Genomic DNA, 21,170 nt, shown 5'->3' with positions numbered 1-21,170 from the left:
TGAGCTTTGAACTGAATCACAATAAAGACATATATGATGGCTAGGCTGAACTTTATCTGGAACTTATCTCGGGTTAATAAACGCATTATCAGCGTCATTATTGACCTTTTCTTTATCGTCTTCTCTTTTTATGCCGCTTATTGGGTAAGAATTGGTGATGTTGTTTTGATCAAATCACCAACGGTTCCTTATCTTCTGGGTTGTGTTGCTATCACCACCATCCTTTCTTTCACACGGCTTGGACTTTACCGTGCGGTATTGCGTTACCTTACTTTTCATGCGTTAGCGGTGGTCAGTATTGGCACGGTGATTTCAGCGGCTTCTGTTGCCGTTCTTGCATTTTATTTTAGTGCGCCTATTCCGCGTTCTTTACCCATTATTTACGGAACCTTTCTCTGCCTTTTATGTGGAGGATCGCGACTTATCGTTCGTGTGCTCGTTGCCCAACTCAATGGTCAAGGAAACAAGCCAGTGCTGATTTATGGGGCGGGCTCAGCGGGAAGGCAGCTTGCACTAGCGCTCAGAAATTCGGAAACTCATAAAGTAGTAGGGTTTATTGATGAAGATAAAACCCTTGAAAAGACCGTGATTATGGGGTTGTGTGTACATAATGTTGGTCATGCAGATAGGCTAGTTGCTAAACATAATGTAAAGCAGATACTACTTGCAGTGCCAAGTGCTTCACGTGCTCGAAGGAAGAAAATATTGGAGTCTTTGGTTCACCTTTCAGCGGAAGTACTTACCGTACCAGATATGAAAGATATTGTTGAAGGTAAGGCGAGTATTGATGAGCTAAAAGACGTTGCGATTGAGGACTTACTTGGGCGAGATCCGGTTACACCACAGCGCTCGTTAATGGAAGCAAACATTAAAGATAAAGTCGTTATGGTCACCGGGGCTGGGGGCTCGATTGGCTCAGAGCTGTGTCGACAAATTATCCTCAGCCAGCCGAAAAAGTTGATTCTTTTTGAGTTGTCTGAATTTGCGTTATACCAAATTGATCGAGAGCTTAGTCAACTTATTGTCCGCAAAAAACTAAATATTGAAATCGTACCTCTGCTTGGTTCTGTTCAGCGTATTAATCGTTTATCAATGGTGATGAAAAGCTTTAGCATTCAAACCATTTACCATGCTGCCGCCTATAAGCATGTTCCTTTGGTTGAGTTCAACGTAGTGGAAGGGGTACGAAACAATGTGTTTGGTACATACTACACTGCAAAAGCTGCAGTGGAGGCTCAGGTTGAGTCCTTTGTGCTTATCTCTACAGACAAAGCAGTTAGGCCTACTAATGTAATGGGTACGACTAAGCGCATGGCTGAATTAGGTTTACAAGCCTTGGCAGAGCAAGAAAATGAGAAGCCTAAAGGCACCCGTTTTTGTATGGTGCGTTTTGGTAATGTGCTGGGTTCCTCTGGTTCCGTGGTACCACTGTTTAAAAAACAGATAGCAACAGGCGGCCCTTTAACTGTTACTGATCCTGAAATAACGCGTTATTTTATGACCATTCCAGAAGCCGCACAGTTAGTGATCCAAGCAGGAGCGATGGGCAAAGGTGGTGATGTCTTCGTTCTCGATATGGGGGAATCTGTGCGTATTTCTGATCTTGCCAAAAATCTTATTCAGCTTTCTGGGTTGGAAGTGAAGGATGAATCGAACCCATACGGTGACATTGAGATAAGTTATACCGGGCTACGCCCTGGAGAGAAGCTGTATGAAGAGCTTTTGATTGGTGACAATGTTGAGAATACGGCGCATGAGCGAATTATGACTGCGACAGAAGTAAACTTACCGTTACCTCAATACATGCATCTTTTGGAAGAACTCGACATCGCTTGCCATAACTTTGACCATGAGCGGATCCGAGAATTGTTACTTGAAGCACCAACAGGCTTTGCTCCTAGTGACGGTATTTGTGATTTGGTGTGGAAGAGAAATCATCCAGGAGCAATTCCAAAAGAGAGCTTAGTGACGTACTAATCAAATTAGATTACGGTATCAAAAAAGGGTTTATCATATTGCGATGAACCCTTTTGTGTTTTAGGGCAAAAATATTAGTGGGCTATACATCGGTTAGAATGAAACTTTGCCAGCCGCGACGAATTTTTTAACAGACCATATGTTGTGATGAATAAATAGCGCGCACTATCGATTCAATGACTCCATAAAAAATGAAAGGATTGAACATGCAGATCATCCACCACGGTGGAAAAGAGACCGTCACGGGCTCTTGTCATGAGCTGAGGCTTGGGAAGAAAGGGATTTTGGTTGATTGCGGCTTATTTCAAGGGCGTGATAGCCGACCAATGGCGATTGATTTTCCATTAACTCATCTGCAGGCGTTGTTGTTAACTCACTCGCATATTGATCACATCGGCCGTATACCTTGGTTATTAGCGGCTGGTTTTCATCAGCCTATTTATTGCACACCCGCTACCGCAGAATTACTCCCATTAATGTTAGAAGATGGGTTAAAGCTTCAACTTGGCTTAGGGCAAGCACAGCGTACAAGAATATTAGAAAGGCTGAATAAACAAATAAAGCCGGTGAATTATGGCGTGTGGCAGCGTATTTCTCGTGATTTAGACAATACTTATTTTCGCTTTACGCCTGCGGGCCATATTTTAGGGTCAGCGTTTATTGAAGTGAAACTGCCAAATAATGAAATTGTCCTGTTTTCAGGGGATTTAGGTCCCTGCAACACACCGTTATTGCCGGACCCAATCTCTCCGCCTCGCGCCGATTATCTGCTAATTGAATCAACCTACGCGAACAAAACCCACGACAATGTGCAGCTGCGGGCGCAGCGCTTAAAGGACATCATCAACCGTTCTTTGCAAGACGGTGGCACTATTTTAATTCCAGCATTCAGTGTGGGCCGAACACAAGAGCTGCTGTTTGATATTGAACAATTGATCTTCAGCGGTGAAATCGATGGCAATATTCCGATTATTTTAGATTCACCCATGGCGCAACAGGTGACGAAATCTTACCGAAAGTTTAAAAAATTGTGGGGAAAAGAGGCGAAAAAGCGTTTGGATGCGCAAAGGCATCCGCTTGCGTTTGAACAGTGTATTACCGTTCAAGATTATCGAAGCCATCAAGCATTGGTCAACCGTTTAGCCTCAACAGGGGAAGCGGCGATTGTGGTGGCCGCGTCTGGCATGTGTGAAGGTGGCCGAGTGATGGCCTATTTAAAAGCGCTGTTGCCTGATAAAAGAACCGATGTGATCTTTGCGGGCTTCCAAGCTCAAGGCACTCTGGGCCGAGCAATTGCGCAAGGCGATCACTCGGTGATGATCGATGGCGATGACGTACTCGTGAATGCACAGGTTCAAAGTATGTCGGGTTATTCTGCCCATGCCGACCAAGCCGATTTGTTGCGCTTTATTGAGGGCATTGCGACTAAGCCTAAGCAAATTCATTTGATTCATGGAGAGCCCGCAACAAAGCAAGCTTTTGCGGTTACGTTGCGCAGTTTAGGTTATGAGGTGATAGATTGAGCGCAATGTTTTGCCGTGTTAATTGCATTGTTAATAGCAGTAACTTACTTTTAATAGGTGTAAAAGATTTGTATCCATTAGCAACTAAACGATAACGCTTTGTAGCTTAGATTGTGGCTTGGACTTTTTGTCGGTTAATTACGACGCTGTGTGAGTGCAAAGTGTACATGTGTAGTGGGCGATTCTTACAAACAAAACCTAATCTATTTCACCAATGGGGGTGAGTTGTGAATCTATCGTTAAAAGGTAAGTTGATAATGACAAGTTTGCTTGTTGTTATTGTGATGGCGGTGGTGTTGACGTTACTGTCGGCAAATTTATTGAAAGATGAAACGGAGAGTGGCATCAAGGAAAGGGTGTATGGTATCTCGAAATCGGCAACGAGTTCGATTACCCAATGGTTGGATGTTCGTAGCAAAGTCATTAGTGCGGTGATCCCTCACACGATGAAGGACGATTCACTGCCTTTTTTACAGCAAGCTCAGCAAGGCGCACAGTTTGATTTACTCTATTTCGGCACTGAGCAAGGCACCATGCACCGTTCTATTCCGTCTCGAGGTGCAGACAATGCAAGCTATGATCCTCGGACAAGAGGATGGTATCAAGAAGCGAAAAATAGCTCCGGCACGATATTAACTGCCGCCTATGCTGATGCGATCACGGGCGCTTTGATGGTAACGCTCGCTGAACCGATTAAAAAAGACGGACAGTTTTGGGGCGTTATTGGTGCTGATGTGTTAATTGATCAATTGGTGAAGGATGTCATTGCGATTGATGCAGGGGCAAAATCAAACGCTATGTTGATCAACCGTGATACAGGGTTAATTGTTGCACACCGTAATAAAGATTTGATTCTCAAACCGCTGGCTTCTTATAGCCCTAACCTAACGCAGCAAGTCATCGACCGCTCAATGGCAGAGAATAAAATACAAACCGTGATGGTTGGTGATGTCGAAAAATTATTATTCTTTACCGCCGTTCCTGAGACTGACTGGGTGCTCGGCATTGAGCTCGATAAAGAGGTGGAGTACACCAATATTGGCGCTCTCTTTATGCAATTAACCTCGATATCAGTCGCCATTACAATTTTGGTCGTGATCGTGTTTTCGGCATTGGTTGGCTTCTTACTGCGTGACTTGGGCCGAGTCTCCCAAGCATTAGCGGAAATTGCAGACGGTGATGCTGACCTTACGCAGCGCATTGAACCACGTTATCAAGATGAAGTAGGCGCACTGGCGAATAACTTTAATCAGTTCGTCGGTAATATGCACGGCATGATCAAGCGTTTCCATGAAGTGTCGCAAGGGTTAACACTGCAAGCAGAAAACACCGCAGCGCAAGCCCATGAACGTACCCGACGCATTATGGTGCAACAAGATGAAATCAACATGGTGGCCACTGCAATTAACGAAATGGCGGCCGCAACGCAAGAGATTGCAGGCAATGCAGATAATACAGCGGCCACCTCTTTGGATACGGTGAAAATTTCTAACCACGGTGTTGAGCAGGTGAAAAATACTCAACAGTCGATCAGTGAGTTATCGAAAGAGATGACGGTAGCCAAAGAAGTCATTGAAAACTTGAACCAGCACGCACAAAACATCAATACGATCTTGTCAGCGATTCAGGGCATTGCTGAGCAAACCAACTTACTGGCACTGAATGCGGCGATTGAAGCGGCAAGGGCGGGTGAGCAAGGGCGTGGATTCGCGGTGGTAGCGGATGAAGTTCGAGTACTCAGCCAACGGACGCACAGTTCGACGCAAGAGATTCAACAGACGATTGAAACCTTGCAGAAAACCACGACTCAGGCCGTGAACATCATGACTGAGAGTAGCAAGCTTTCCGAAAGTAGCGTGGAAGATGCCAACGTGGCCGCGCAAAGCTTAGTGAAAATTGGTGAAGCGGTCGGTACGATCAGCGATATGGCAACCCAAATTGCAACCGCCGCAGAAGAACAGGCGTCAGTCACAGAGGAAATTACGCGTAATACCCAAGGTATACGCGACGTGTCTGATGAACTGGCAAAAGAAGCACAAGAAGCTTCCCAACAAGCTGAATTGCTTTCTAGCTTATCTAAAGAGCTTCAACAAGAAATTAACCGCTTTAAACTGTAACCCTTCTCGATCGCTTTATGCTCAAACCTCCCCCATTAGGGGGAGGAAACTCAGGTTTACCTTGCGAGTGCTTGAAAGTCACTCCCAGTTGGCGCTTGCGAAACGCGTAGGCCGAAGTCAGGAAGCACGGCGTAAATGTGGTCAAAAATATCCGATTGAATACCTTCATACTCGACCCACACGACCGTATTGGTGAAACAATAGATCTCCAGCGCGACGCCATCGTGCGTGGGGGCCAGTTGGCGCACCATTAATGTCATGCCTTGGTGAATTTGGGGATGGTTACGCAAGTAACGTTCTAGATAGGCACGAAAACTGCCAATGTTGGTTAAGCGGCGTCCATTGATGCGGCAGGCTAAATCGAGTTGGCTCATCTGATTATAGGCGTTGAGCTCTTGTTCTTTTTCGGCCAAGTAGGGCTCTAAAAGTTGTGCTTTGCGTAGGTAGCTTTGCTCTTCTGGCGTCAGAAAGTGAATGCTATTGGCATCAATTAATACGCTGCGTTTAATGCGTCGGCCGCCTGATTCTTGCATCCCTTTCCAGTTTTTAAACGAATCAGAGATCAAGGCATAAGTCGGAATCGTGGTGATGGTTTTATCCCAGTTTTGCACTTTGACTGTGGTCAGGCTAATGTCGATGACGTTACCGTCTGCGCCATATTTGGGCATTTCAAGCCAGTCACCGACGCTTAGCATTTGGTTCGCTGAAAGCTGAATCCCCGCCACTAATCCTAAAATCGGGTCTTTAAATACCAGCATGATGACCGCGGTCATCGCACCTAAACCGCTCAGCAGTAGCACTGGCGATTTGCCAATTAAAATCGACGTCGCAAACAGTGCAGCGATAACAAATGCGATGATTTTGATGCTTTGAATAATGCCTTTGAGCGGAATGTTACGGCTGGTTGCGCTGCGATAAAGTAACGTTTCCACCACATTGAGCAGAGCGTAACTGCTTAACAGGCCAAACAGGATAATCCACAGTAAGGTCAATGTATGTAGCAGTTCGTAAGTCGCACTGGCGTGGCTAAGCCATAACTGAGTTTGGATTGAAATGACAATCCCTTGAATTAACAAGGCAAAGCGGCTGAAAAGCTTTTTGCTAAACAGAATGTTTTGTAAAACTTGTGCGTTGGTTGTGCGCCGCTGTAGCCATAGGCTCACCCCTCGGTGCAACACTAAATGGATAACGATAGAAATAAGCGCGATAAGCCCAAGTGCTTCAGCAATCGGCAGCAGTTGTTCTAAATTAATGTTCAGTGATTGTAGCCACGAAGTGATGGCTGAAGGCATGATTTGCTCCTTGTGTCATTAGGCGATACCGTTCCTGTTTTACCGCATTAACCCGTGTTCGATACGGCAGTGTATTCTCGACAGCAATGGCAAGTGGTTTGCGTGTCTATAGTAACATTGAGTTAAGGTTTCCCTAGGCTTAGTGCCGATTATTAACCGCTATTTGACCTAATAGCCTTTTTCAAAATCAATTCTGTTTTCAAGTTGGAACCCGTCGCGCCACAAGCCGTAATTACGGGTGAAAATCTCCACCACCTGCTCAGGAAAACTCACCGCCGCGATGTGCGGTGTAAGGCTAATGGCAGGGTGCGTCCAGAACGGGTGATCTTCGCTTAATGGCTCTTTTTCAAACACATCGAGGTAGGCGTGTTGAATGTGACCCTCTTCAATCAGTGCAATCAAATCACTCTCAACAAGGTTTTTACCGCGCCCGACATTAAACAGCAATGCATTGTGGCAATGGCTCAACGTACTTTGATTGAGCAAGCCTTTGGTGTGCGGCGTGTTGGGTAACGTACTGACCACAACCTCCGCGTGAGCGAGGGCAGTAGCAAGCTCGTTAATGTGATAGGTTTTATCAAAACCCCCGTTTTTGGCCGGGATGCCAGTGCGGTTGACGCCAATCACGTGCAAACCAAAGGCTTTGGCTACTTTCGCTAAATGGCTGCCAATAGAGCCTGTGCCGAGGATCACCATGGTTTTATCATTGATCGATTGATAAGGGTGGGTCTGCCACTGTTTGGCCGCTTGTTGCTGCGCGTAACAAGCAAAGTGGCGAAAGTGTGCAATCAGATTGCCCAGAACGTATTCAGCAATTTGCTGGCCGAAGATGCCTTTAACGTTGGTGAGCTCATAATCTTGACGAAGTTGCGGTGACATTAAGGTGTCTACGCCTGCATATTCCGAGTGCAACCATTCCAGTTGCGGAAAATCGTCCAAATACTTTGCCGCCAGTGGTGGCGCGGCCAGCAAAATGGTTGCTTCGCTGCGATCGTCTGTGATGGCTAAGCCGCTCAACTGCGCCTGTTCAATCGCTTGTCGATAAATATCGTTGTTTTCGGTTAGAATATAGAGTTTATGAGTGAAATTGTTCATCGGCTTTGCTTTTTTCCCTGTTGGTTATCAAGTACACTTCCGCTGTCTTTTTCTGCTGCGATTGAGTGATTATGCTACAAAACCCTCTGCAGGTTCGTCTTGAGAAATTTGAACCTTGGCAACAAATTACTTTTATGGCGTGTTTGTGTGAACGTATGTACCCGAACTATGCCATGTTTTGCGATAATACTGAATTTGCTCACACGCGAGTATATCGAGATATTCTCGACAGTGTTTGGGAATTGCTCACGGTAAAAAGTGCCAAAATCAATTTCGAGAACCAATTGGAGAAGTTGGAAGAGATCATTCCAAGCTCAGAAGATTTTGATGTTTACGCTGTGTACCCAGCAATTGATGCGTGTGTGGCTTTGTCTCACCTACTTCACGGCCTGCTTGATCGCGATTATCTGTATGAAAACATGCAAAAAATCAGTCAGATATCGGTGCTGACAGTGGCGCAGTTAGAAGAAGCGCAAACGGGCGAAGAGATCACCAACGACAATCAAAAACAAAATGAAGCGGTCTGCGCCGAATGGGATGTACAGTGGGCTATTTTCCGTCCTCTGCGTGAAGCCGTAGAGCGAGATATTGATTTGATTAAAGACCTACGCCAAGAGCTACGCGACGAAGGCGTGAGCAACATTGGTGTGAGTTTGTAGAAAAATGGGAGCTAAAGCACTAATGCCGTTCACTTAAGGTGAGCGGCATTGTATTTTCTAGGGTATCGGCTTGGCTTTTTCTTCACGACTTCATAAATCAGCCCTTTTTTCTTCGCTGTGTTAATGCACTTGGAGCAACAAATGGCTTACCTGTGCGGTCAACAATATCGAGCATATTGACAATGTCAGCCATGGATTTATCGTTATGGATGGCCATGCCAACCAGTAACCATGCCATCGACTCTAAAGTGAGCTTTCGTTTTCTTAGAGTAACGGTATCCGTAAGCTCATAAGCACTATTGATGAGCTCAATGAGCAAGAGGTCTGCGAGTGTTTCAACGTGATTGGGTTTATAACTGTTGATGATATCGAGGGCTTGAGAAACGTGCATAAAAAAATCCGATAAACAAGGTCTATCGGATTTTTACATAAAGGTAGGATCATTCAACTGATCTGCCGATTAAAGTCTTAACTGATCGGCATTAGAGCTAAAGCTCCCATCATCCCTGTTTTCAATGACGCCGTGTGTATTTTGCCACATTGCCTTGCATTGACAGGCCATTACTGCGATGTATTGGGCCTTTGTACCCAAGGAGAGCGGGCATCTGTTCTATCATATAATTGATGTTTCTTTCTCAACATTTGCCCACCGTCGCGAGTGATTGGCTCCCAATTTAATATTGCTCTGTTCGTTGATGGCTTCACTGTCATGATGTCAAAAGGAATTGAGACATAGAATCCTTTGTTATAGCTTCCTTCGCCATACTCATCAGCGGTTAAGTCTGTAAATACCGTATAAACACCAGCAATCACACCCGACTTGAATTGTTTAGAAAAATCAATTCGGGCACCAATATCTCCCCCTAAGAATTTGCCTACGCTAACTTTAAATAGCGTATTACTAAGAAACGACCAGTCAGGGGTATAGTAGGTGGTTAGGTGGCCTGTCGTACCTTGGTTTAACACATAAGCTCGGCAACTTGTTGGGTTATTAATACAAGTCTGAGAGTCTGGATTTACACCATTGTAGTAGAAGTAATTATCTGAATAAATCCCAAACCAAGAATCCGCTTCACGCTGACTGAGGTAGTTCATATCCAATCCTAGAGCCCAGTTAGAGTTCATGGGGCGATATAATATTTCGCTACCCACACCAGCAAACATCGATTCTAAATATCCGCCGTAAACTTGTGTGTAGATACTCTCTGTTGGCTGTTCAAACCAAGTTAGCTGTAATTGGCTCAGACGCACGGGATCTTGTACGTAGCTACGGAACATCGTACGAACTCGAGGCGTCGCTTCATTTCGAACATGTGGTGACTGTGGGCTATCAATACCGTAATTGAATTTGTCGTAGTTATCGATAATGTTGATGTAGATCGCGCCGCCAAGTTCAAGTTTAGGCGTGAGCCAATAGTTGGAGTGCGCGCTCAGGCCTAGGCTGAATAAATAGAAAGCTTCCGGTCCACCAAGAGATTGTTGTAGTGACGGTGATAAACCGTAATCCCAATGTTTGATAGATTGAGCCACTATAGAAGAAAATGTTGGGGTCGGTTCTTGATATTTATCGAAAGTAGACTGAGGAGTAAGCCCAAGTTGGTCATAATTGGCTGCCGAGATATAGTCTTCTCTATTAATTATGGTTTCAGTTAATGCGACACCATTGTTTTGTTCTATGATGTGAAATTCCGTAATGTCATCACTACCGTAATGAGTTAAAACGGCTGCGGCTCGTTCAAGTGCTTCATCTCTGTCACGGTATTTAACTTGTTCACCACTTACGATAACTTTGGTATCAGAAACCGCAATGGTATTTTGCTGATAGCCAGCATTGTGTAACAGTTCTGTTGATGCTTTCTGCCAATTATTGGATGTGGGAGACGCTTGAACCTTAGGTTTTGGCGCATCCAACCAACTTGCTTTCATACGATTAAAGTTGGTATAAAAGTTAAAACCTAACGTTAGTGTATTGCCTCGTTGATAACTGACCTTCGCATCTCCCCAATCACCTAAGCGGTAATTAATACCAACATTCCAAGGTGTATGCTGAGTCATATCAGAGTTGGCTCTTACTTGTGGCCAATCTTCAGAATAATCGTTGCTGTCGTACTCAATTTTAATTCTCAGTGGATCGTAAGGTGTTTGGTATTCAATGCCACCAAATAGCGCAGCAGAGCCTTTAAACCAACGCTCAAAGTCAACTGTGCCACCTTTGTCTTTATAATCACTCGGTCGGTTACAAAATCGGTCGCTTATTTTACAAACCGGGTTACTGACGTTGCCACTTTGCCCTATGTATCCCCAGCCGATAGCCAGTGTGAAATCAAGGTTGCCAAAACGTTTAGTTGCAGCGACAAACTCACCGTCAAACATACCAGTACCACCAAAATCTCGCACGCCAATAGATGTTTCTGGTAGCCAGTAGCTTTCTTCAATGAGGCGAACTTTAAAATCCATACCTTTGTCTGTATACAGGTTATCGCCGCTGTAGTCTGGATTTGAATTATAGAGAACATCGGGTAAGCGGGTATAGCGAATTGTCGCATCAAGCCATGGCATCACTTGCATCGAAGCAACGTAATGGTGGTAGTCGTTATTAAAACTGACACCGATATTAAATTCACCTTCTTCTGCCATGCGGCCTGAAGGCATTTGCATTAGACCAGTACCACCAAAGTCCATTTGTGATGGTTTCCAATCATTCGTGTTGCCTAGGGCAATCGATGCATAACTAACAGAGATCAGACTTAAAGACGAAATAAGAAATGAAGAATATTGAGGTTTCATAAAAAGCCTTTTCTTGACCGAAGTAGCGAAACAATCTCGCTTTCGAAACCTAATAACTGAGCGTTTGAGCTGTTAAATCCTACGAAAATGACGCTACCCGGTGCTAGGAGAGTTTGTTCATCATTCCAGTAGGCATATCCCGCTTGTTTGGCATGACCATCAGGATAAATCACCCAGACATTGCTGTTATTGGCGCTCGATAATAATGTTGTTTGGTTAAGGTAATCTGCGACAGTTAATCCACCAATAAACGGTTTAGTGACCGGAGAGAAAAGTAACCCTTCAATACGAACTGTTTTGGGCCTTTTGGGCGTAATTATCTCGAAATTGCCTTCTAGCTGAGGGTTGTTCTTCGGTGCGATCCGTATTACATCATAATCAAGATTGATGAATTCACGATAACCAACATTCCAACGACTGATTTGCTCATTCAATAAAGCAATGCTTGCTTTAGATTTTGGATGATCATGTGTGTAGGCAGTTAAACGTTGAAGTAAGGTTTGTTTTATTTTTTCCACTTCGCTCGCTTTATCTTGATTAAAAAGCATATTGTTCAATGGATAAGTGGTTAATGCAGCGAGTGGTCCGTTTGGGTTGTTATAAGCCATTTCTACGGTTTTTTGTTGGTTAATAATGTCAGTGAATATTTTTTCCAGCCGTTCTGGTTGGCTATATTCAAGTACTTTTTTTTCATCGGGTAAGTGTATCGTTAACACGGAAGCAAAGCCGCTTGCTGAAAAAGCAGCCATAAATAGTGCTAGAAGACAATAATTCATAAATGACAGCCTATAATTACTGAGGTTTGTAAGGTTTTAATATTTCCATGTCGATTTTTAAGGCATCAGGAATTAACCATTGTGAGGACTTAACGACATTGCCGTTTCTATCAACCCAGAAAGTGTTGCTCATGCTTTTACCACTTTTATCGAACTGAACGTTTTCTTGCCACACACTTGTATTTTCTTGCCACAGTACTGATTCGATATATTCGGTGGCGACTTGACGAGTTGATATGGTGGCTCGTTGACCGAATTGATACTCAGGTTGCCAATCGTATTGGGCTTGCCATTGATTATCGTTGGTTAAAGACGGGAAGTTTTTTAGAGGCAATACGCTGTAAAGGTTTGCGGTCGGCATATTGATTGTTTTGATGATTCTACCATTTTCAGTAACGATCATTGCACTGTCAGAAGAGAGCCATTTATACTGTTTTTTACCTGAAGTTGGATGTATATCAATGAATGCCAATACCATGAAAATTTGTGCTTTATCGTTGATAGTCACGTAGCTGCTTAAATAAGGGATCTGCTCGATTTGTTGCTTGGTTAATGTCACATTATCGACGCCGAATGCGGCAAATTTAATCGAATCATTAATACTAGAAAACTTAGTTGAACAGCCACTAGCGGTCATTAATCCCAAAGACAGCAGAGCCGAGATCAGAGGTTTCGCCGTTTTTATTTTGCTCGACATCGATATTATCCGTTTTATGTCAGTAATTTGTTGTTTCTGGTAAGCATAAAAAACATCCTTAACAAAGTTAAGGATGTTTGTAGGAGCAAACTTAGTTTGTTGTGCCGTCAGTGCCTGTTGTCCCATCACTGTCTGATGCAGCAACAACTGCTACAACAGCAACAGCAAGGGCACCAGCTACGATACCTGATGTAGCAACAGCGCCAGTAGCAGCGGCTGATGCACCTTCTGCTCCTGCAGCTACCGCAGCTTCTTCAGCAAACGCTGTACTTGATAAACTCAAAGCAACTAATGCCGCTAATGCAATTTTTTTCATAGTATATCCTTGTAAATTTACAAATAAAAACATCGATGTCGGCAATGCATAAGCACACCTATTAACATGGTATGCAAAATAGACACCAAAGTAAAAGTTTATCAATAGTCATTGAGTGTTTTAAAGAGTGATATCCCATTTAATTGTATTCATTTTTTTAATATAAATGCAGTCACTATGAATTAGTTGAGTAGGTATGATGTATTTAGTATGCTACGCGCCAGTGTCCACTTTAGTTTATTTAATAATATTAGTATTTAGGACTTTGCAGTGGTTAATAATGGATGGATGATGAAATCACTGGTTGTGCTCTTAGGGGGCTGCATTGTTTGCAAGCAAGCTTTTGCTTCCCCATGGTTAGAAACATCCGATCCTTTTGTGCGCTCAGATCTTGCGGCTCTGTCAGATTCAGGGAGGGTCAATAGCCCTACCAATCACTTTCCAATGCTCTGGTCGATGTTAGATAGTTCCATATCTCAGTTTAATGTTCTTTCTTCCTCTTTAAATTCTGAATATTCTCATCTCAGATACCGTTATCAAGCCGCTCAGTTAGAACGTGGAAATCGCAAATTTGCCGTAATTGTAAATAGCGAACCATTGGTAAATAATGCTTTTGGTCGAGAGAGTAATGATCATTGGGGCGCTTATGCTAGCTATGAAATGCTTAAGCCGCATTACGCTTTTCGTCTAACGACAGGGTATTCTGATGATGGTGAAGATCGCGATATCCGTTGGCAAGACAGTTACTTAGCGCTTAATACTGGTGGGTGGGTTTTTAGCATTGGTACTTTGCCTCGCTGGTGGGGACAAGGTTGGCAGCATAATTTGGTATTGAATACACACGAGTCGGTACCTGAGATTAGCCTTAGCTATACGAGCGAAAATAACTGGTTGGGTGTTTGGAGTTTGGAAACATTAGTCAGTGATGTTGATGATATTTACCAATACCAATGGTCTTCTCGATTAATAAGTAAGCCATTTTCTATACTGGAATATGGCCTTACTTACCATCAGTGGCTGAAACCTATTGATGACAGTGATTATCTAGATGAGCAAGTAACCTTCGATGCTAAGTTATCGCTACCTAGCGTTTGTGATTTTTATCATAGCGTCTATGTTGAAGTTGCTTCGGATCTTAGAGCCTCTCAGCTTGGGGCATTATTGTTTGGTTGGTCTGGTTTTATACCCTTCGATAAATACTCTTTTCGTTTGGTTATTGAACGACAACAAGGTCGTGATGATGATTTACATGTCTTGACAGACATGAAGTTATTTAATGATAAGTTCATGAGAAATAGCTATTTAGTGGAAGATGGTTGGTCTGTATCTGGTTACGTGCAGTTAGCGAATGACCATCAAATAGAAGCGACATATCAAGAGCAAACACAGTACCAACAGCAGGGCAAAGAATTGTATCAGGTAAGTTATCGACTCCCAGCGTTGAGTGGAAGACTTACCTTTGGTGTGGACAGAGAGCAAAGTGAAAGTAGTCAGACGAATTATTGGTCGAACTACGAATTTCGATTTTAACGTAGCTCTTTTAGATAAAAATAACTAATTAAAGATGATGGCTAGCATAAAATGATGAAGTGTAATTTTTTCTTTAACTCTTTCCTGCTGGTGTTTGTGGCTATTTTGCCAAGCACTGCGTTAAGTTTTACTCCAACAGCAGCGCAAATATCTCAATTTAAATCGCTTCCAAAGGCCCAGCAAGAGCAGTTAGCAAAGCAGTATGGGTTTGATTTAAATGCTATCTCTTCAGCATCTGCATCAAACGGAGTAAATGGAAAAGAAAAAATTGCTGAGCCGAAAAGAGCAACTTCCATTCAAGAGAATTCGAATGTTGAGTCGTTAAACTTAAAAGAATCTGATGAATCTGATGAATCTGAACTTCCGCTATTTGGTTACGATTTATTTGTTGGCACTCCAATGGATTTTACGCCAGTGGATAATCTTCCAATCCCTTTAGATTATGTAATGGCACCTGGCGATGAAATACTGGTTCAGCTTTATGGTAAATCCAATCAGCGCTATTCAGTGACTATCGATCGTGATGGTAAAGTGGATTTCCCGGAGTTAGGTGCCGAATACATTGCAGGACAAACATTTGGCGAAATTAAGCAATACATTGTAAGTTTGGTTGAAAGAAAGCTCATTGGTGTTGAGGCGGTCGTTTCTTTAGGAAGTATCAGAACGATTCAAATATACATTGCTGGTGAGGCAATTCAACCAGGTGCTTATAATGTTAATGGGCTTACTACGCTCACTCAAGCGATTGTAGCAAGTGGCGGCGTTAAAGAGAGTGGAAGTTTGCGCAACATTCAGCTCAAGCGCAAAGGTAAGGTCATTCAATATTTTGATGCTTATAATTTATTGCTTAACGGTGATAATTCACAGGATATACGGTTGCAAGCGGGTGATACATTATTTATTCCCACCAGACAAGCAAGTGTTGCCGTTAAAGGTGAAATTATTCGTCCCGCCAAATATGAGCTAAAAGGGAAAACCACTCTTGAATCCATCTTAAAAATGGCAGGTGGTGCTTTACCTAATGCCTATCTTTCATTAGTCAATGTTCGACGAGTGAGTACTAATGGCGTTGAACTTATTACCCTCGATTTTTTAAATCAACCTCACCGTTCATTTATGTTACAACCAGGGGATGAAGTGTCTCTAGCTCCTGTTAACCAAAGCTTTAGTAATGTGGTTGCCGTTCGTGGGGAGGCCATAAGGCAAGGTACCTATTCTTTTGTTCCTGGAATGAAAGTAAATGATGTGATTAAAGATATCGAACAAGATTTAAAGGAAACCGCCGATCTTCATTACGCTCTTTTAGTGAGAGAAGATGTGGCTCCCCGTAAGCTCAGAGTAAAACAATTCAGCTTACTTAACGCGATCTCTCAGCCTTCATCTGCGGATAATTTGCCACTTCAAGCTCGCGATCAAATTTTTATTTTTGATAATGGTATTGATTTGGAATATTGGTATCGCAAAGATAAAAATATAAAGGTAGATGTAGCCGCTACGGAGAAACCTAAGTTTGTTGAGGTAGTTGATCAAACTACAGGTGCGTTGGTGGAACTAGACACCACTAGTCAACTTGATCTTTTAGGGGAAGAAAAGGTTTCTAAGAGTGATAGCCTTAAAAAAAGCAGCCGAGAGTTATTACTTGAACCTATCATTGAGCGTTTGAGAGCACAGGCAACCTTTGATTCTCCTGCTCAACTTATCGAAGTAACCGGCGCAGTTAAATATCCAGGTGTTTATCCTTTACCTGACGATGTAAACTTTAAGGCGTTGATCGATGCTGCTGGTGGCTTTGCTGAGCATGCCTACCTTGCTCAGGCGGAAGTAACGCGTTCTCAGCGTGTCAATGATAGTTTTGATGTCGAGCACTATACAATTTTCCCTCGCAAACTAATCGATGGAGACATGTCGTTTGATTTTGTTGCTCAAGATTCGATCATGGTAAAACGTCAACCCGATTGGCAGCGCGATTTATCTATTGAGCTGCAAGGCGAGGTTAAGTTTCCTGGAACGTACACCTTTGCTCGTGGTGAAACCCTCTCTGATGTTATTGCTCGAGCTGGCGGTTTTACCCGATTTGCCTATCCTGCGGGTGCGGTATTTAGTCGTGAAAGTTTAAAGCGCCAAGAGCAAGAGCGATTAAAGTTACTTAATGTTCAGTTGAAACAGGAAATTGCTAGCCTAGCATTACGCCGTCAAAGCTCTTCAGCGAGCTACACCACTAGCCCTAATGATGCCATGGCGATCGCTGAAGAGTTAGAAAAAACAGAGGCGCTTGGACGGTTGGTTATCGACTTAAAGCAAGCTGTGGCGGGTGATAGTATTAATAATATCATGTTGGAGAGTGGCGATAAGTTATACGTGCCTGCTCTTCAACCAATACTCAGTGTCATGGGTGAGGTTCAATTTGCTTCGAATCATACTTATCGTCCGGGAATGAGTATAGAAGATTATATATCCGCAGCTGGAGGAACGAAAAAGCAAGCCGATACTGATAGAATCTATGTGATTCGTGCTGATGGTTCAGTTATGTTGCCAAATAATTCTTTCTGGTTTAGCCGGAAATCAAAACCACTGGAGCCAAGTGATACAATAGTGGTTCCAATTGATACCGATTACTTAGATGGGCTAAGTACTTTAACCTCTGCTACTCAGATACTGTACCAAATCGGTGTTGCTTGGAGCGCAATCAAAGATTAATGGGTTTTCGTCATTTTTATGTTGGCGTATTGAATGCGCCAACGTTTGCTAGTGTGTGATTATGAATAAACCAATGTTACAACAACCTATATTTAGTCATATGGATAAGTTAGGCGTTTCAGATGATGAGATTGACCTACGAGAACTTTTTGGGGCGTTATGGAAAGGTAAGTTGCTCATCGTATTATGTACGGCTGTTTTTGCAGTTGGTGGTGTGATTGTTGCGCTATCAAAACCGAATACCTATCAAGCGGAAGCGAGTTTAGTTGCTGCCAATGAAGATAGTGGTGGTGGATTAGCGTCAATGGCAGGGCAACTGGGCGGATTGGCATCCTTAGCTGGCATTAACCTAGGAAGTGGTCGCTCAGGAGATAAGGCGATGTCTTTGGCTGTATTGCAGTCTCGTCAGTTTATCAATGCTTTTATCAACCGCCATCAGTTACTTGTGCCTCTAATGGCCGCTGAATCTTGGGATCGTGTATCTGGTGAGATGGTTATCGACCCGGCTCTTTATGACGTAGAAACACAGCAATGGATCCGAAAAATTGAGCCTCCACTCTCTTCTACTCCTAGTGATTGGGAGGCTCATAAAGCATTCAAAGAAATCTTTTCTGTTTCAGAGGCGAAAGATAATGGGTTGGTAAAGGTATCAATTACCCATCTTTCACCACTTATAGCCCAGCAGTGGGTTGAATTGCTGGTTAAAGATTTAAATGATTGGATTAAAAATGAAAAATTGACAGAAACCCGTCAGAATATTAGTTATCTTGAGCAGCAACTAGAAAAAACCAAATTAGTTGATATGCAGTCTGTTTTTTATCAGTTGATTGAAGAGCAAATGAAAAGTTTAATGCTGGCAGAAGTTAAAGATGAATTTGCTTTTAAAACGATTGACCCAGCCGTTGTTCCTGAAGAAAAAGCAGGGCCGAAACGGGCATTGATTTGTGTTTTAGCGACGTTACTCGGTGGAATGCTCGGTGTTGCTATTGTGCTGGTTAGATTTGCTTTTAAAAAACCATAGGCTCGTTACTATCTTCATAGGTATTACATGAGCCTCTATCCATAACCGCAAGTTGTGTATTGTGCAAAAAATCCGATATCTTTGTTGCGATATCGGATTTTTTGCATTTAATTTAACCTTTATTAAGCGTGAGTTTATAAGTCTATTTTCCCTTTTCCTATTGTTAACTACACTTAGGCAGATTGGTGACTATTCCTCATCCCTGTTTTCAATGACGCCGTGTGTTTTCTTCCAACGCTCCCAGCGCTGGTAAGCAAGCTGCTGCATGTCGGTGGTTTTATCTGCTTCATCAATGATCTCTTCACCCAGTAGGTACTCAAAAATATCCTCTAAGGTCAGAATGCCTTGTACTGTGCCGTATTCATCAACGATTAACGCCAATTGCAGCCGTTTTTGCATCATTTGATCAAAGGCCTTTAATAAGCTCATTTTGTTGAGCAGCGCATGAAGCGGCCTCATGACTTCTTCTAAACGTTTACTGCCTTGGCCCTTTTGTTGCAGTTTAAATAGCTCTAAGCGATGCACAAAACCGATGATGTCCTCTTTGCTTTCGCCATAAATAAGCGGACGCGAAAAGGGCGTATCTCTATGTTGCACGAGAAACTCGTCGATAGTGAGTTGCGCGCTGGCGCGAAACAAAACCGGGCGCGGTGTCATCACTTGAGTCACTGGGACGTGCTGGATAGCCAACAAGTTATTGAGTATTTTTGATTCGCCATCGGCAAACTCACCGCTTTCATTGGCCAGCATGGCCATCGCGGAGAGTTCATCACGCATTTTGGGCGCTTCATGGTGACGCGCTAAGCGTTTGGTGATCTGCTCTGAAAACCAGACAAAAGGTGTCAGCGCCCAAACCATCCAGCGTAAAACTACCGCAGAAGCTGGCGCAAGTTGACGCCAATAGGTCGCACCAATGGTTTTCGGTACGATTTCCGACAACACCAAAATGCCTAGAGTTAGCACCGCAGAAAATACGCCGAGCCATTCGCTACCAAATACGACCGCCGCTTGTGCTCCTGCGCTGGCAGCACCGATGGTGTGAGCAATAGTGTTGAGCGTGAGAATCGATGCCAAGGGACGGTCAATGTCCGCTTTGAGTTTGTTCAGTCTGTCGGCAGAAGGGTGAGCGTTTTGGCGCAACTGAGCAAGGTAGCTTGGTGTGATGCTCAATAGCACAGCTTCAAGAACCGAACAGATAAAAGAGACACCGATGGCAACGGCAATATAAACCGTAAGCAAAAACATGATTGTTCCTTAGTTTTAATCTATACCAAATCAATACTGCGTTGAGTTTGCTCCATGCCAATGTCGGTCATTGGAGGCTCTACCTGCGTAGGATTGTACTGATATATTAGGTCGCTTAAGTGACCTGAAATATCAGGCATCCAAGCATAAGTACGCTATAAATAAGGGCTTACAGCGTCAAAAACAAGCGGATATTCTTTGTCAATCAGTAACAAATTGTGAGTTATTGCTCATATTGTGGTTAAAAGTGCGGCATAGAGACAAAAGATCAGCGACAAACCTTTGCCAGACGGGGGCTTTATGTTTTAGAGTGAGGTCAATTCGATAACACATGAGAAGGGAAACCTAATGAACAAGACCCAATTAATCGACTTTATCGCTGAAAAAGCAGACTTATCTAAAGCACAAGCAAAAGCTGCTCTTGAAGCGACTTTAGGCGCAGTTGAAGGCGCTCTCAAAGAGGGTGACCAAGTTCAACTAATTGGTTTTGGTACATTCAAAGTAAACCACCGTGCAGCGCGTACTGGCCGTAACCCGAAAACAGGTGCTGAGATTCAAATCGCAGCAGCTAACGTTCCAGCATTTGTAGCCGGTAAAGCACTGAAAGATTCAGTGAAATAATTTATACTACGCCGAGATACCCTCTCGGCGTAGATTTCTCCCATGAAAAAAATTCTTTTATCCATTCTATTTTCCCTAGTCTTAGTGGGATGCTCCTCCTCTAGCCATACGCCTAGTCTCGAACAATATTCCAATTATACCAGTGGACAAACCATGGGTGATGCCACTAGTTTTTATTGGTATACCGAGCGTTCAGCCTCTCCAAACAGCGCCGCCGATTATGTCGCATCAGGTGATTATGGTTGGTATAAAAGCAATTATCGTTGGGATGAAGGGACATTACGAGAGCTCAAGCGTGAAGGTGAGCAGCTACAAAAGAAATCGCTGGTACCTTATTCGGTTCACTTACGTTTTAATGACGCTGGTGAGGCAATTTATCAACAATACCGTGTCGATGGAAAAATACTGCCACTCGATGAAGAGCAGCTTTCCCATTATCTGCAACAAGCACAATACCTGATCTCAGAAACCAAAAATAAAGACAACCAAGGGTTAGAGCTGATTCAAGGAGTGTGGGATGGCGAAGTGTTTGAAACCTGTACGGGTCATGAATACACGCAGATGGAATTTAACCAAACGCTGCCCAGTTTTGTGGTCAGTCGTTTAGCATCATTGGATAACTACATTGCCTTTTTAGGTAAAATCCGCAATAACCGTGTCTATATCGAAGAGCTATTGATGCTGGCCGATGAGAATCATGGCTGTATCGAAAAACCGCAATTGTTGAAATGATGATTCACGTCATTTCCTGGTGGGTTTAGCACCAAGCAATACAGTCGTATGAACCTCAAGTATGAACATGAAGTATAAAAATAAG

General features: G+C 43.3%; 16 protein-coding genes and 1 pseudogene. 9 read left to right on the top strand and 8 right to left on the bottom strand.

Annotated elements, in window-relative coordinates; genetic code table 11:
* The first annotated feature begins 36 nt into the window (after positions 1–36).
* From AACQ42_RS02485 to AACQ42_RS02475, 3 genes are all read left to right on the top strand, one after another.
* Positions 37–1,977, top strand: coding sequence for a polysaccharide biosynthesis protein (locus tag AACQ42_RS02485; protein WP_094166270.1), 1,941 nt, complete (start codon positions 37–39; stop codon positions 1,975–1,977).
* A gap of 206 nt (positions 1,978–2,183) precedes the next feature.
* On the top strand, positions 2,184–3,500 hold the full coding sequence (locus AACQ42_RS02480) for an MBL fold metallo-hydrolase RNA specificity domain-containing protein (RefSeq protein ID WP_094166259.1): 1,317 nt from the start codon (positions 2,184–2,186) through the stop codon (positions 3,498–3,500).
* Between the two features lie 227 nt (positions 3,501–3,727).
* Positions 3,728–5,617, top strand: coding sequence for a methyl-accepting chemotaxis protein (locus AACQ42_RS02475; RefSeq protein WP_094166258.1), 1,890 nt, complete (start codon positions 3,728–3,730; stop codon positions 5,615–5,617).
* Positions 5,618–5,673: 56 nt separating this feature from the next.
* On the opposite strand, the gene AACQ42_RS02470 is transcribed toward AACQ42_RS02475, so the two are convergent.
* Both AACQ42_RS02470 and AACQ42_RS02465 read right to left on the bottom strand, forming a co-directional pair.
* Entirely contained in the window at positions 5,674–6,909 is a 1,236-nt protein-coding gene (locus AACQ42_RS02470; RefSeq protein ID WP_013855795.1) for a mechanosensitive ion channel family protein, read from the bottom strand.
* 168 nt (positions 6,910–7,077) lie between these two features.
* Positions 7,078–8,004, bottom strand: a complete 927-nt coding sequence (locus tag AACQ42_RS02465) for a D-2-hydroxyacid dehydrogenase (protein WP_094166257.1) — start codon at positions 8,002–8,004, stop codon at positions 7,078–7,080.
* Positions 8,005–8,075: 71 nt separating this feature from the next.
* Between AACQ42_RS02465 and AACQ42_RS02460 the strand changes: the two genes are divergently transcribed.
* A complete protein-coding gene (locus AACQ42_RS02460) occupies positions 8,076–8,663 on the top strand; it encodes a YjaG family protein (protein WP_094166256.1) in 588 nt (195 codons plus the stop codon).
* A 106-nt stretch (positions 8,664–8,769) separates the two neighbouring features.
* Here AACQ42_RS02460 and AACQ42_RS02455 read toward each other — a convergent pair.
* The 5 genes and pseudogenes from AACQ42_RS02455 to AACQ42_RS02435 form a co-directional block, all read right to left on the bottom strand.
* Positions 8,770–9,054: pseudogene (locus AACQ42_RS02455) on the bottom strand (transposase domain-containing protein); the annotation flags it as partial.
* A gap of 170 nt (positions 9,055–9,224) precedes the next feature.
* On the bottom strand, positions 9,225–11,450 hold the full coding sequence (locus tag AACQ42_RS02450; protein ID WP_094166255.1) for a YjbH domain-containing protein: 2,226 nt from the start codon (positions 11,448–11,450) through the stop codon (positions 9,225–9,227).
* Positions 11,447–12,199: a capsule biosynthesis GfcC family protein gene (locus tag AACQ42_RS02445; RefSeq protein WP_019282255.1), complete on the bottom strand. Its 753-nt coding sequence runs from the start codon at positions 12,197–12,199 to the stop codon at positions 11,447–11,449. Before AACQ42_RS02445 ends, AACQ42_RS02450 begins: the two co-directional genes overlap by 4 nt.
* A gap of 43 nt (positions 12,200–12,242) precedes the next feature.
* Positions 12,243–12,923 (bottom strand): YjbF family lipoprotein, encoded by a 681-nt coding sequence (locus tag AACQ42_RS02440; RefSeq protein ID WP_019282254.1) that lies wholly within the window; start codon positions 12,921–12,923, stop codon positions 12,243–12,245.
* 91 nt (positions 12,924–13,014) lie between these two features.
* The gene (locus tag AACQ42_RS02435; protein ID WP_017048458.1) at positions 13,015–13,239 is read right to left on the bottom strand and encodes a hypothetical protein; all 225 of its coding nucleotides are present in this window, start codon (positions 13,237–13,239) and stop codon (positions 13,015–13,017) included.
* A 270-nt stretch (positions 13,240–13,509) separates the two neighbouring features.
* Between AACQ42_RS02435 and AACQ42_RS02430 the strand changes: the two genes are divergently transcribed.
* From AACQ42_RS02430 to AACQ42_RS02420, 3 genes are all read left to right on the top strand, one after another.
* Positions 13,510–14,769, top strand: a complete 1,260-nt coding sequence (locus tag AACQ42_RS02430; protein ID WP_231494650.1) for a capsule assembly Wzi family protein — start codon at positions 13,510–13,512, stop codon at positions 14,767–14,769.
* 51 nt (positions 14,770–14,820) lie between these two features.
* A complete protein-coding gene (locus AACQ42_RS02425) occupies positions 14,821–17,466 on the top strand; it encodes an SLBB domain-containing protein (protein WP_094166254.1) in 2,646 nt (881 codons plus the stop codon).
* Positions 17,467–17,539: 73 nt separating this feature from the next.
* Complete coding sequence (locus AACQ42_RS02420) at positions 17,540–18,487, top strand: Wzz/FepE/Etk N-terminal domain-containing protein (RefSeq protein ID WP_094166253.1); 948 nt, start codon at positions 17,540–17,542, stop codon at positions 18,485–18,487.
* 189 nt (positions 18,488–18,676) lie between these two features.
* Here AACQ42_RS02420 and AACQ42_RS02415 read toward each other — a convergent pair whose 3' ends face one another.
* Positions 18,677–19,732 (bottom strand): CNNM domain-containing protein, encoded by a 1,056-nt coding sequence (locus tag AACQ42_RS02415; RefSeq protein ID WP_017048454.1) that lies wholly within the window; start codon positions 19,730–19,732, stop codon positions 18,677–18,679.
* 348 nt (positions 19,733–20,080) lie between these two features.
* On the opposite strand from AACQ42_RS02415, the gene hupA reads away from it, so the two are divergent.
* The gene (hupA, locus tag AACQ42_RS02410; RefSeq protein ID WP_010320328.1) at positions 20,081–20,353 is read left to right on the top strand and encodes a nucleoid-associated protein HU-alpha; all 273 of its coding nucleotides are present in this window, start codon (positions 20,081–20,083) and stop codon (positions 20,351–20,353) included.
* Between the two features lie 42 nt (positions 20,354–20,395).
* Positions 20,396–21,085 carry a DUF1481 domain-containing protein gene (locus tag AACQ42_RS02405; RefSeq protein WP_094166252.1) on the top strand — a complete coding sequence of 230 codons (690 nt, stop codon included), beginning with the start codon at positions 20,396–20,398 and terminating at the stop codon, positions 21,083–21,085.
* Positions 21,086–21,170 lie beyond the last annotated feature (85 nt).

It is taken from the genome of Vibrio sp. V12_P9A6T4 (assembly GCF_963874835.1).
In the GTDB taxonomy this organism is placed as follows: domain Bacteria; phylum Pseudomonadota; class Gammaproteobacteria; order Enterobacterales; family Vibrionaceae; genus Vibrio; species Vibrio anguillarum.
Note: the sequence above shows the minus strand (reverse complement) of the source record. Positions and strands in the feature narration are given on the sequence as shown.

What these genes read in the sequence shown, in the direction of transcription:
- AACQ42_RS02460 (WP_094166256.1), top strand. Translation starts at nt 8,076, where the DNA reads ATGCTACAAAACCCTCTGCAGGTTCGTCTTGAGAAATTTGAACCTTGG.
- AACQ42_RS02450 (WP_094166255.1), bottom strand. Translation starts at nt 11,450, where the DNA reads ATGAAACCTCAATATTCTTCATTTCTTATTTCGTCTTTAAGTCTGATC.
- AACQ42_RS02415 (WP_017048454.1), bottom strand. Translation starts at nt 19,732, where the DNA reads ATGTTTTTGCTTACGGTTTATATTGCCGTTGCCATCGGTGTCTCTTTT.
- AACQ42_RS02435 (WP_017048458.1), bottom strand. Translation starts at nt 13,239, where the DNA reads ATGAAAAAAATTGCATTAGCGGCATTAGTTGCTTTGAGTTTATCAAGT.
- hupA (WP_010320328.1), top strand. Translation starts at nt 20,081, where the DNA reads ATGAACAAGACCCAATTAATCGACTTTATCGCTGAAAAAGCAGACTTA.
- AACQ42_RS02420 (WP_094166253.1), top strand. Translation starts at nt 17,540, where the DNA reads ATGTTACAACAACCTATATTTAGTCATATGGATAAGTTAGGCGTTTCA.
- AACQ42_RS02470 (WP_013855795.1), bottom strand. Translation starts at nt 6,909, where the DNA reads ATGCCTTCAGCCATCACTTCGTGGCTACAATCACTGAACATTAATTTA.
- AACQ42_RS02480 (WP_094166259.1), top strand. Translation starts at nt 2,184, where the DNA reads ATGCAGATCATCCACCACGGTGGAAAAGAGACCGTCACGGGCTCTTGT.
- AACQ42_RS02445 (WP_019282255.1), bottom strand. Translation starts at nt 12,199, where the DNA reads ATGGCTGCTTTTTCAGCAAGCGGCTTTGCTTCCGTGTTAACGATACAC.
- AACQ42_RS02425 (WP_094166254.1), top strand. Translation starts at nt 14,821, where the DNA reads ATGATGAAGTGTAATTTTTTCTTTAACTCTTTCCTGCTGGTGTTTGTG.
- AACQ42_RS02405 (WP_094166252.1), top strand. Translation starts at nt 20,396, where the DNA reads ATGAAAAAAATTCTTTTATCCATTCTATTTTCCCTAGTCTTAGTGGGA.
- AACQ42_RS02440 (WP_019282254.1), bottom strand. Translation starts at nt 12,923, where the DNA reads ATGTCGAGCAAAATAAAAACGGCGAAACCTCTGATCTCGGCTCTGCTG.
- AACQ42_RS02485 (WP_094166270.1), top strand. Translation starts at nt 37, where the DNA reads ATGGCTAGGCTGAACTTTATCTGGAACTTATCTCGGGTTAATAAACGC.
- AACQ42_RS02465 (WP_094166257.1), bottom strand. Translation starts at nt 8,004, where the DNA reads ATGAACAATTTCACTCATAAACTCTATATTCTAACCGAAAACAACGAT.